Annotated in this window: 10 protein-coding genes; 5 read left to right on the top strand and 5 right to left on the bottom strand. The window is 72.8% G+C overall.

What is annotated here, in order from left to right:
- Positions 1 to 18 precede the first annotated feature (18 nt).
- Positions 19 to 513, top strand: coding sequence for a DUF1003 domain-containing protein (locus P3T34_RS30485; protein ID WP_280669249.1), 495 nt, complete (start codon positions 19 to 21; stop codon positions 511 to 513).
- Between the two features lie 158 nt (positions 514 to 671).
- Positions 672 to 1133 carry a molybdopterin-dependent oxidoreductase gene (locus P3T34_RS30480; protein WP_280669248.1) on the top strand — a complete coding sequence of 154 codons (462 nt, stop codon included), beginning with the start codon at positions 672 to 674 and terminating at the stop codon, positions 1131 to 1133.
- Between the two features lie 4 nt (positions 1134 to 1137).
- On the opposite strand, the gene P3T34_RS30475 is transcribed toward P3T34_RS30480, so the two are convergent.
- Complete coding sequence (locus tag P3T34_RS30475; RefSeq protein ID WP_280669247.1) at positions 1138 to 3171, bottom strand: NADPH-dependent 2,4-dienoyl-CoA reductase; 2034 nt, start codon at positions 3169 to 3171, stop codon at positions 1138 to 1140.
- Between the two features lie 169 nt (positions 3172 to 3340).
- Here P3T34_RS30475 and P3T34_RS30470 point away from each other — a divergent pair, with 169 nt between their 5' ends.
- Positions 3341 to 4726 (top strand): protein kinase, encoded by a 1386-nt coding sequence (locus P3T34_RS30470; protein ID WP_280669246.1) that lies wholly within the window; start codon positions 3341 to 3343, stop codon positions 4724 to 4726.
- A 6-nt stretch (positions 4727 to 4732) separates the two neighbouring features.
- Here P3T34_RS30470 and P3T34_RS30465 read toward each other — a convergent pair whose 3' ends face one another.
- Positions 4733 to 5389 (bottom strand): alpha-ketoglutarate-dependent dioxygenase AlkB, encoded by a 657-nt coding sequence (locus P3T34_RS30465; RefSeq protein WP_280669245.1) that lies wholly within the window; start codon positions 5387 to 5389, stop codon positions 4733 to 4735.
- 189 nt (positions 5390 to 5578) lie between these two features.
- On the opposite strand from P3T34_RS30465, the gene P3T34_RS40000 reads away from it, so the two are divergent.
- Entirely contained in the window at positions 5579 to 6826 is a 1248-nt protein-coding gene (locus P3T34_RS40000) for a helix-turn-helix transcriptional regulator (RefSeq protein ID WP_348534710.1), read from the top strand.
- A 193-nt stretch (positions 6827 to 7019) separates the two neighbouring features.
- Positions 7020 to 8945 carry an AfsR/SARP family transcriptional regulator gene (locus P3T34_RS30455; RefSeq protein ID WP_280669244.1) on the top strand — a complete coding sequence of 642 codons (1926 nt, stop codon included), beginning with the start codon at positions 7020 to 7022 and terminating at the stop codon, positions 8943 to 8945.
- Positions 8946 to 9223: 278 nt separating this feature from the next.
- Here P3T34_RS30455 and P3T34_RS30450 read toward each other — a convergent pair whose 3' ends face one another.
- From P3T34_RS30450 to P3T34_RS30440, 3 genes are all read right to left on the bottom strand, one after another.
- Positions 9224 to 9697 carry a cupredoxin domain-containing protein gene (locus P3T34_RS30450; protein ID WP_280669243.1) on the bottom strand — a complete coding sequence of 158 codons (474 nt, stop codon included), beginning with the start codon at positions 9695 to 9697 and terminating at the stop codon, positions 9224 to 9226.
- A gap of 96 nt (positions 9698 to 9793) precedes the next feature.
- Positions 9794 to 10555, bottom strand: coding sequence for a ferritin-like domain-containing protein (locus tag P3T34_RS30445; RefSeq protein ID WP_280669242.1), 762 nt, complete (start codon positions 10553 to 10555; stop codon positions 9794 to 9796).
- A gap of 66 nt (positions 10556 to 10621) precedes the next feature.
- The gene (locus tag P3T34_RS30440) at positions 10622 to 11509 is read right to left on the bottom strand and encodes a ferritin-like domain-containing protein (protein ID WP_280669241.1); all 888 of its coding nucleotides are present in this window, start codon (positions 11507 to 11509) and stop codon (positions 10622 to 10624) included.
- Positions 11510 to 11552: the final 43 nt, after the last annotated feature.

The following is an 11552-nucleotide window of genomic DNA, read 5'->3' as shown; positions in this document are numbered from 1 at the left end:
CTGGCACAATCCCAGCCCATGACCGTTCAGCAGCAGATCAACGTACTCAAGGGCACCACCGGCAAGCTCCATGGCTGGCACCGCCACCCGGGCGTCCGCAGCCCCCACCAGCTGACCCTCGGCGAGCGCTCCGCCGACAAGATGCGCAACGGCATGGGCTCATGGGCCTTCGTCTTCGGCTCCCTCGCGTTCCTCGCGGCGTGGATGCTCTTCAACGGCAGACACGGGTTCGACGCCTATCCGTTCATCCTGCTCAACCTGATCCTCTCCTGCCTGGCCGCCATGCAGGGCGCCATCCTGCTCATCGCGGCCAAGCGCAGCGACCAGATCTCCAGCGAGCTGGCGCAGCACGACTACGAGACGGACGTGCAGGCCAAGGAGCTGCTGGAGCGGCTCACCGCCAACTTCGAGATCCTCACCGCCCAGCACCAGGCGCTGCACCAGGAGATCTCCAAGGTGCACGCGAAGCTCGCCGGCCAGGACGCCGAGGAGTTCCCGCCGCTGCCCAGGTGAGACGGCTGAGGGGGCTGAAGAGGGGGCTGAAGAGGTCGAGCCATGGCGAATGCGACTGAAATATCGATTTCACCATGGCATCTGAGAGTGTCGGAAGTGACAGTCGGGTACCACCTCCCGCGGGGCAGCACGGAGCCGCCCCCGGGAAAGGACCGCCGATGCCCCCTTCCAGCACGTCCACCGGCACCGCCGCCACCCTGCTGCTCCACGGCCACCTGGACGAACCCGCCGAACTGACGGTGGAGCACCTGCGCTACCTGCCCGTCCACCGGGTGCAGGTGAGCTTCGACTGCCGTACCAACGGTGAGCAGCGGCACGGCTTCGAGGGTCCCAAGCTCTGGGACGTCCTGCGCGCGGCCCGCCCGCGCATCGACTTCAGCGGCCGCAAGCCGCGGCTGCGCTACCTGGTCGCCGTCACCGGGGCCGACGGGCACTGCGTGGTGCTCTCCTGGGCGGAGGTCGACCCCGAGTTCGGCGGGCGGCCGATCCTGCTGGCCACCAGCGTCGACGGCGCTCCGCTGGACGGCGTCGGCCCGCAGCTCGTGGTCCCCGCCGACTCCTGCGGCGCGCGCTTCGTCACGGGGATCACCAGCCTCTGGGTCGGTCCGGTCAGCACCTAAGGCTCTACAGAGCCGCCGCCAGCTCGGTGCCCTGGCGGATCGCCCGCTTGGCGTCGAGCTCGGCCGCGACGTCGGCGCCGCCAATCACATGCGGGGTGCGGCCCGCGGCGAGCAGCGCCTCGTACAGCTCGCGGCGCGGCTCCTGGCCGGTGCACAGCACCACGGTGTCGACGGCCAGCAGCTGCGGTGCGCCGTCGACGCTCAGGTGCAGGCCCTCGTCGTCGATCCGGTGGTAGGTGGCACCGGCGACCATGGTGACGCCGCGGTGCTTGAGCTCGGTGCGGTGGATCCACCCGGTGGTCTTGCCGAGGCCTGCGCCGACCTTGCTGGTCTTGCGCTGCAGCAGGTGGACAGCGCGCGGCGAGCGGCGCCGGCGGGGTTCGAGCACGCCGCCCGGGGTGCTGTGCTCGGCGTCGATGCCCCACTGCTGGTAGAAGACCGGCGGGTTGAGGGCGGCCGCGTCGCCGGGGTCGGTGAGGAACTCGGCGACGTCGAAGCCGATGCCGCCCGCGCCGAGGATCGCGACCCGCTCGCCGACCGGCGCCTTGTCGCGCAGTACGTCCAGGTAGCTGACGACGCTGGGATGGTCGCTCCCCTCGATGCCGGGGTCGCGCGGGGTGACACCGGTGGCGATGACCAGCTCGTCGAAGGCCGCGCCGGCGGCGGAGCCGGTGAGGGTCTCCACGCTGGCGGCGGCGCCGAGCCGGACGTCGACGCCGAGCCGGTCCAGCTCGTGGCGGTAGTAGCGCAGCGTCTCGTCGAACTCCTCCTTGCCGGGGACCTTGCGGGCGATGTTCAGCTGCCCGCCGATCTCGTCGGCGGCGTCGAAGAGGGTGACCTGGTGGCCGCGTTCGGCGGCGGTGACGGCGCAGGCGAGGCCGGCCGGGCCGGCGCCGACCACCGCGACGCGCTTGCGCAGCCGGGTGGGTGCGAGCACCAGCTCGGTCTCGTGGCAGGCCCGGGGGTTGACCAGGCAGGAGGTGATCTTGCCGCTGAAGGTGTGGTCCAGGCAGGCCTGGTTGCAGCCGATGCAGGTGTTGATGCCGGCGGCCCGGCCGGCCGCGGCCTTGGCGACGAAGTCGGGGTCGGCGAGCAGCGGGCGGGCCAGCGAGACCAGGTCGGCGCAGCCGTCGGCGAGCAGCTGCTCGGCCAGCTCGGGGGTGTTGATCCGGTTGCTGGTCACCAGCGGGATGCTCACCGCGCCCATCACCTTCTTGGTGACCCAGGCCCAGGCGCCGCGCGGGACGGAGGTGGCGATGGTGGGGATCCGCGCCTCGTGCCAGCCGATGCCGGTGTTGATGATCGTGGCGCCGGCCGCCTCGATCTCGCGGGCGAGGGTGACCACCTCCTCCAGGGTGGAGCCGCCGGGGATCAGGTCGAGCATGGAGAGCCGGTAGATGATGATGAAGTCCGCGCCGACCCGCTCGCGCACCCGGCGGACGATCTCGACGGGGAACCGGATCCGGTTGCGGTAGGAGCCGCCCCAGTCGTCCTCGCGCCGGTTGGTGGGGGCGGCGATGAACTCGTTGATCAGGTAGCCCTCGGAGCCCATGATCTCCACGCCGTCGTAGCCGGCCTGGCGGGCCAGCTGCGCAGTCCGCGCGAAGTCCTCGATCGTCTGCTCGATCTGCTCCGCGGTGAGCTCGTGCGGGGTGAAGGGGCTGATCGGGGCCTGGATCGCGCTCGGCGCCACCAGGTCCGGGTGGTAGGCGTAGCGGCCGAAGTGCAGGATCTGCATCGCGATCCGGCTGCCCTCGCGGTGGACGGCGGCGGTCACGGTCGCGTGCTGGGCCACCTCGGCCTCGGTGGTCAGCTTGGCGCCGCCGGACCAGGGGCGGCCGGCCTCGTTCGGGGCTATCCCGCCGGTGACGATCAGGCCCACACCGCCGCGGGCGCGCGTCGCGTAGAACTCGGCCATCCGCTCGAAGCCCTGCTCGGCCTCCTCCAGGCCGACGTGCATCGAGCCCATCAGCACGCGGTTGGGCAGCGTGGTGAAGCCCAGGTCGAGCGGGCTCAACAGGTGCGGGTACTCGCTCATCAAGGGCTCCTCACGCCGAAGTCGTCGCCTCACGGTAGGTTGCCGAACCACCCCTATGCAACTAGTTGCATAAAACAGCCGGGCCCGGACGCAGACCGGTCGGACTCACAGGGAATCCACAAGAACGCGCGATAATCTCGCCCCTGCCGACGATGAGGAGAGGCCGCACGTGAACGGACGGGCACTGAACGGGCGTTACGTGCTCGTGGAGATACTCGGCGTCGGCGGGATGGCCACCGTGTGGCGCGGCGTGGACAACGTGCTGGGCCGGCCGGTCGCGGTGAAGGTGCTGAACGGCGGCCTGGCCGACGACCCGCGCTTCGCCGAGCGCTTCCAGCGCGAGGCGCAGCACGCCGCGATGCTCGTCCACCCGGGCATCGTCACCGTCTTCGACTCGGGCGTGGACCAGGGATCGCCCTACATCGTCATGGAGTTGGTGCACGGAGAACCGCTGAGCCAGCTGGTCGCCGGCACCGGCGGCCTGCCGGTCAGACGCGCGGTCTCGATCGCCGCGGCGGTCTGCGAGGCGCTGGCGGTGGCGCACGAGGCCGGTCTTGTGCACCGGGACGTCAAGCCCGCCAACATCATGATCACCGACGACGACGGCGTGAAGGTGGTCGACTTCGGCATCGCCCGGGTCAGTTCGTCCAGCAGCCGGCTCACCCAGACCGCGATGGTGCTCGGCACCGCCGCCTACCTCTCCCCCGAGCAGGCCACCGCGAAGCCGGTGGACGGGCGCTCCGACCTGTACGCGCTGGGCTGCGTGCTGGTGGAGATGCTGACCGGCCAACCGCCGTTCCTCGCGGACACTCCGGTCGCCGTCGCCTTCAAGCACGTGTCGGAGCCGCCCGAACCGCTCACCGTCCAGCGGCCCGAGGTGCCCCCGGCGCTGGAGGCGGCCGTGCTGCGCCTGCTCGCCAAGGACCCGGACGACCGGCCGGCGGACGCGGCCGCCGCCCGGGCCGAGCTGCTCGCCTCGGTCACCGAGCCGACCGCGGAGCAGCAGTACCAGTACGTGCAGCAGCAGCCCGCCGGCACCGCCGAGCAGCCCGCGCTCACGCCCCCGTCCCGCACCCGGGGCGGTCGCAGCACGCGCCCGCTGGTGTTCGGCGCGCTCGGCCTCATCGTCCTCGCCGCGACCACCGCGTTCGCGCTGGACCGGCCGAGCCCGCACATCGCTGCGAGCACCACCGCGAACACCGCCGCGAGCGCGGCCACCGGCCCGGCCCGGACGACGGCGCCGATCGCGCCGGTGGACACCACCGACAAGCAGAGCCCGGCGATCGGCCTGCAGCAGCTGAGCACCCAGGTCAACCGGGCCCAGCTGCCCGCCGACCGGCAGCAGAACCTGGTCAAGTCGCTGGACACCGCCTCCACCGCACTGGCCCAGGGCCACCCCCTGCTCGCCGAGCCCCCGCTGCGCGACGCCCAGGACCAGGTACGCGAACTGGTCAAGCGCCGGACGGGCGACGCGGCCGCCGAGCAGAACTGGCTGCGCCAGCTCGGCGTGCTGCTCACCGCCGTCCACAAGGAGAGCACCCAGCCCACGCCATAGACCCCGCTACGTCAGGCCGGTGACCCGCAGGGTGAGGTTGAGCCGGCCGGCGGCCAGGCCGGTGCGCGGATCACCGGTGCGCGGGTGCACGCGCGGGACGCCGTGGTAGGCGAAGCGGGACGGGCCGCCGAAGACGAAGAGGTCGCCGGAGGCGAGTTCCAGGTCGGTGTACGGCTTGGCCCGTCCCTCGGTGTTGCCGAAACGGAAGACGCAGCTGTCGCCGATGCTGAGCGAGACCACCGGGGCGTCGGAGCGTTCGTCGTGGTCGCGGTGCATGCCCATCCGCGCCTGGTCGTCGTAGAAGTTGATCAGCGCGGTGTCGGGCGTGTAGCCGTCACCGGCCGCCGGGTCCTGGTAGGCGTCCACCAGGGCGCGCCGCCCCCACTCGACCAGCCAGTGGGGAAACTCCGCGACCCGCGCGCCGTTCACATCGTCCGCGGTCCGGCTGTAGCGGTACGGCTGCCAGTGCCAGCCGAGGCAGACCGTTCGTACGGACATCACACCGCCGCCCGGCAGTTCGGTGTGCCGGATCGGCACCGGACCGGTGGCCCAGCCGCGGCAGGCCGCCACCAGCTCCCGCTGCTGCTCCAGGGTCAGCCAGCCGGGAACGTGCACCGCGCCGGGGGCGAGCACCAGGCGCGGTCGCGGGATGAGTGCGGACATCAGCGCGCCCGAGTCTCAGGAGTCACACCCGCCAGGGTAGGCCGCACCACGGCGCGCACCCCTATATTGACCACGCGTCATCAATGCGTACCTCACGGTGGACGGGGGACGCAGGGCGTCGCCGTGCCCGTAAGGCGGGGGCGGTAGAAATAGCGTGCATTCACCCCCATGAGGAAGACAGGAGGTCCCATGGCCCGCAGACCACGGCCGATCGATCCGACCGACGGTCCGTTGCAGGCGTTCGCTTACGACCTCCGGAGGGTGCGCGAGGAGGCCGGAAACCCGACCTACCGCGCGCTCGCCGGACTGGCCGGATTCAGTGCGACCACGCTGAGCGACGCCGCCGGCGGCGTGCGTCTGCCGAGCCTTGAGGTGACGCTCGCCTATGTCGGCGCGTGCGGCGGCGACGCGACGCGCTGGGAGAGCCGCTGGCGGGAGCTGGACCGCCTGCTGGAGAGCGAACGCGAAGCCGCTGCTCCGGCCGCCGACCCGATACCCGAAGCGGAATCACCGACTCCGGAAGACCCCGCCGCCCCGCAGTCAGGGGCGGGCGTCTTCCGGATCGAGTCGTCCGGCGGCGGCGGCGAGCTGCCGCAGCCGCCTGCCTGGCGCCGGCCCTGGGCGCCATGGGCGGCGGTCGGCGCGGTGATCGTGCTGCTGGTCACCAGCCTGTTCGTGGTCCGGCTCTCCGGCTCCGGGCACCCCGTCGCCACACCCACCGCCGCCGCGCCGGCGGCCCCCTGCCCGGCGTCCAGCCCGGTCCCCGGCGGGTTCCCCGGCAGCACCTACACGGTCAAGACCAACGTACGGGCCGGCGCCAGCCTGACCGCGGCGGTCATCCAGCAGGTGCCGATGAAGTGCCAGCTCTGGTTCACCGGCTACTGCCTGGGCGATGTCACCGTCGACGCCACCGAGGGCATCCCCGACATGCGCTGGCTGGAGCTCAGCGGCGGCGGGGTGATCGCCTCGGCGATCATCCACGGCAATCCGCCCAGCACCATGCAGCCCACCCCGTGCACCGACAGCGTCCCGGCTCCCAGCGCGATCTCGCTGGCGGTCGCCCCCGAGGCCGGCGACGCCGACATGGTCAACCTGGTCGCCACCGGCCCGCAGCTGTGGCTGGCCGGCTTCGCCGCGTACTACGTGGCGCCGGGCGGCGGCACCGCGCAGGGGCCGGCCTGGCACCAGCTCGGCTTCAGCGACCAGACGCAGCTGGCGGCCGAGTGGCGCTTCGGCACCCTGCGCGCCGACCCCAGAAACGCCGGGCCGATCCCCGTGGTGGCGACGGCCTGCCTGGCCGGCCTGGCGCCCACCTCGGTCGCCGACGCCCGGCTGTTCAATCCGCAGGCGCCGGCCACCACCCAGCCGGCGGTGCTGAGCCCGGCCGAGCTGGCGAAGGGCGAGCAGACGGCCTGCGGCTACTACCACCCCGGCTGAGCCGGGCCGATCCACCGGAACTCTCCGCTGTCGATCGATCACGCGCGGTTCACCGTTGTCCGGAGTTGATTGTCCGGCCCGCTCGAACCGTCCCGGACAACGCCCGCCGGGATAGAACGGAACCGCTGGTCGGACCGGCTGCCGCCGGTCCGACCACCGTTCTCGGTTGATCGACAGATGAGGGGAAGGCCGGATGGATTTCGGGATCCTCGGTCCACTGCTGGTGCGGGACGACGCGGGGCTCCGCAGCGTCCCGGCGGCCAAGCAGCGCGTCCTGCTGGCAGCCCTGCTGGTACGGCCCGGGCAGCTCACGCCGGCCGAGCTGCTGGCGGAGACCGTCTGGGACGGCCGGCCGCCGCGCAGCGCCTCCACCGCGCTGCGCAACTACGTGATGCGGCTGCGCCAGGCGCTCGGGACGGCCGGCGAGCGGATCGAGACCCGGGCCGGCGGCTACCTGATCCACGTCGAGCCCGAGGAGTTCGACGTCCAGCGCTTCGCGGCGCTGCGCGACCAGGGCGTGGCCGCGCTGCGCCGGGGCGCCTTCGAGCTGGCCGCCGGCCGGCTCGACGAGGCGCTCGGCCTGTGGCGCGGCTCCGCGCTGGTGGACGTGCCCTCCGACCTGCTGCAGCGCGAGGAGGGCGAGCGGCTGGCCGAGGACCGGCTGCACGCGGTCGAGGCGAAGCTGGAGGCCGAGCTGCGGCTGGGCCGCCGGTCGGTGATCTCCGACCTGCGCACGCTCACCGCCGCGCACCCCGGGCGCGAGCGGTTCTGGGCGCAGCTGATGACCGCGCTCTACCGCGACGGCCGCCAGTCCGAGGCGCTGACCGTCTACCAGCAGGTCCGGCGGATCCTGGACGAGGAGATCGGCGTCGAGCCGGGCAGCGAGCTGCGCGAGGTGCATCAGCGGATCCTGTGCGCCGATCGGCTGATGGACAACCCGATGGCCAGCGAGATCTCCGAGCCGCTGACCTCCGTGCAGGCCGCCTCCGGGCCACGGGCGGGCGAGCAGGCCGCCGAGCTGGTGGTGACGCCCTTTCAGCTCCCGCCCGACCTGGCGGACTTCACCGGTCGCGCGGCCGAACTGGCCGAGCTCACCGGCCGGCTGACGGCGTCCGGCCGGACGGCCCCGTTCGTCGCGGTGCTCTCGGGTCAACCGGGCGTGGGCAAGAGCGCGCTGGCCGGCCGCCTCGGGCATGCCGTCCGCTCGGCCTATCCCGGCGGCGTGCTCTTCGCCGACCTGCACGGGTCCGACCGGGACCCGGCGCTGCCCTGCACGGTGCTCGGCAGCTTCCTGCTGGCGCTGGGCGTCCCGCTGCGGACGCTGCCGGTCGGTCTGGACGCGCGGACCGCGCTCTACCGCTCGGTGCTGGCCGACCGGCGGGTCCTGGTGGTGCTGGACAACGCCCGGGACAGCGTCCAGGTCCGCCCGCTGCTGCCGAACACCGCCGCGAGCGCCGTGCTGGTCACCAGCCGCACCCGGCTCATCGATCTGACCGGCGCGCATCCGCTCGCGCTGGAGGTGCCGTCCGCGCCGGAGGCCGCCGAGCTGTTCGGCCGCCTGCTCGGCCCGGCACGGGCGTCCGCCGAGCCCGCCGCGACGGCCGAGCTGACGGCCGCCTGCGGACGGCTGCCGCTGGCCCTGCGGATCTGCGCGGCGCGGCTGGCCGCCCGCGGCTCCTGGGACGTCCGGCACCTGGCCGACCGGCTGGCCGACGAGCCGCGGCTCTTCGACGAGCTGCGGGTCGGCACCCTGGACGTCCAGGCGGCCTTCGTGCTCAGCCACGACGCGCTCGCGCCGGAGACGGCCCGGGCCTTCCGGCTGCTCTCGCTGCCGGACGCCGCCGTGCTGGAGGTGCCGGGCGCGGCCCGGCTGCTGGACGTCGCACCGGCGCACTGCGAGCAGCTGCTCGAACAGCTGGTCGACGCCCACCTGCTGGTCTCCGGCGCCCCGGGGCACTACGGGTACGAGAGCCTGCTGCGCGCGTTCGCCCGTCGCCAGAGCCTGCTCCGGGACTCCGAGCAGGACCGGGCGCGGGCGCTGGGCCGCACCCAGCCGCGACTCGCCCTGGTGCCCAGCCAGCGGACCGGCGGCCGGTCATCGCTGCTTGCGGCGCTCTGAACCTCCGGCCGGCACGGTCGTCCAGCTGGTGTCCCGAGCAGCGGAGAGCTGTCGCACCTGTGCGCGCATATGTTGCGACCTCGGCATTCCAAGGGAGAGAGCCTGAACCGCGTCCGGGTACCGACCCCTGTACGGCACCCGGATCGCGGTCAAGAGCTCATGGGAGCGACAGCCGCCGGGGCACGTGCCCCATGAGCTGTCTCCGCCATCTTGCGCCCCAGCCGTATCGCCGCCGTCTCGGCGCCGTAACGCGGCAGGCGGCCCGGGGTCGGGGCGGCTCACTGCACCGTCAGGGTGCCCTTCATGAACTGGTGGATCATGCAGAAGTAGGGGTAGCCGCCGGCCGTCGCGGGCGCGGTGATGATGGCCGACTTGCCGGGGTCCAGGGTGCCGGCGTCGAAGGCCTTGGGGGTGCTGAGGGAAGTCAGCGTGTGCGCGGTGGTGTCCTGGTTGGTCACCGTGATCGTGGTGCCGGGCGCGACGGTGAGGTCGGCCGGGATGAAGGTGAAGTTCTTGATGCTGATCGCCGCACCGGAGGCACTGACCGCGGCCGAGGGCGCTGAAGAGGCCGCGGAGGACGCCGCGGAGGACGCCGCGGAGGATGCGGCGGCCGCGGACGAGGTGGCGGCCCCGGACGAGCCGGCCGTCGTGGAGCCGCCGCCGCTGCTGGAGCAGCCCGCGAGGCTCAGCAGCGCGAAGGCCGCGCCGGCCGCCAGGGCGGACCGTCGCGGGCGGAGGAGGGTCAGGGACATGGCTACGGCCTTTCAGGGAGATGCCGGAGATGCCCTGGCGGGTCGGGACCGGGAGGGGGTGCCCGGTGCCGACCCGCCAGGGGGCTCGGAGGTGCGTCAGACGGTCAGCAGGCTGGTGCTGGCGGCCGCGTCGGTGGGCAGGAAGTCGTCCGGGACCGGGTACTGGCCGAGCACGTAGTTGAGGATCGCGGCGTGCATCGCCTCCACCGGTGCGATGGTGGCGGCAGTGGCGATCCCGGCCGGGTTGGTGATGCTGAAGGTCGCGAAGAGGTAGGTCTGCGCGGCCTGGTCCTCCAGCGACAGCGCCAGCCTGGCGACCGTGGGCACGTCGGTGGCCGCGCCCAGCGCCTGCAGCGTCTGCGCCTGGTTGGACAGCGGCACATCGGTGATCGCGGGCTTGCCGGCGCCGGTCAGCACCGCGTTCCAGGCCTTGGCGTGGTCGGCGTGCTGCGCCATCGCGGTGGTGATGAAGTTCGCCACCGCCGGGGGCACCGTGCCCAGCTTGCCCGCCGTGGCCGCGTCCAGCGCCGCCTTGTACGCGACCACCGCCTGGTTCTCCAGCGCGGTGGACAGCGCGACGATCTGCAGGTCACCGGTGTACAGGCCGGACCCGGACGGGGAGGCCGCCATCAGGGAGGTGCCCGGCGAGGGGGAGCCGCTGGAGCTGGTCTTGTTGCTGGAGCAGGCGGCCAGCACCAGCGCCACACCCGCGCCGCCGGCGCCGAGCAGGAAGCGCCGGCGTCCGGCGTCCCGCGCCTCGCCGCCGCGCTGCTGCTGCTGCTTGGTTCGGATCTCCTCCGCGAGGTCCACCGCGCCGGCCCGCATGGCGGGCAGCGTCTCGCGGTGGGCCTGCTCCATCTCCCGGGGTGAGCGAGGAGAGTTCGCCTTCGCTGATCGGCAGCTGCCAGCTGCCCCGGCGAGTGGTCACTGCACGGCCCCTTCGCTGATCGGCGACGCGTCCTTGGTCGGGTAGAACGCGTCGGGGAAGCCGACGCTGCCGGCGGCTGCGGGCAGCTTGGCCGGGTCCACCGGGATCGTGATCAGGTCGGCCGCGTTGGCGGCCAGCAGGGCCTGGACGGCCAGCAGGACGGACCTGTGCTGCGCCTCCACCGGCGCCACCGAGGCGAAGAGCTTGCGCAGGTCGGCGCTGCTGACCTGGCTGACGTTGGCCGTGTAGGTCTGCGCGGCCACGTCCTCCAGCGTGAGGGCCAGCTTGACCACGTCCGCCGGGGTCTTGATGGTCGGCAGCGCCTGGTCGACGATCGCCTTGTACTTCGGGTCCGGGTTGTTCTGCGCCTGGCCGCCGGCGTTGGTCGCCGCGGCGTTGAAGGCCTGCAGGTGCGCCTGGTGCTGCGCGGTCGTCTTGGTGATGAACGCCATGACCGTCTTGTTGCCGTTCTGGATGAACGGCAGCCCGGCGGCGGTCTGGTAGACGCTCACCGCCAGGGTCTCGATCGACGCGGCGGTCTGCAGCGCCATGATGTCGTTCGCGACGGACAGCCCCGACGCGGACCCGGACGCGGAGGCCGATGCCGACTCGGATGCCGACTCGGACGCGGAGGGCGACTCGGAGGCGGAGGCGGAGGCGGACGGCGACTGGGCGAAGGCACGCGAGGTGCCCAGCAGCGCCGCCATCCCGGCCATGCCCACCAGCGCGCCGCCGCGCTGCCACCAGCGGCGCCGCTCGGACTCGGTGCTCTGCCCGAAATCGGTCAGTGCGCTGCGCGTGAGCTTCACGGCGTCGCTGTTCAGATCCTCTGACTGCTCGATGAGTTCTTCGAGCAATCGGGTGTCGATGCGCTCTCGGCCCATCTCTCCCCATCTCTTCGGATGCCCGTCCTGCACGGGCATGTCT

Origin of the sequence: Kitasatospora sp. MAP12-44 (assembly GCF_029892095.1) — a bacterium.
In the GTDB taxonomy this organism is placed as follows: domain Bacteria; phylum Actinomycetota; class Actinomycetes; order Streptomycetales; family Streptomycetaceae; genus Kitasatospora.
This window is presented reverse-complemented; position numbering and strand designations above follow the sequence as displayed.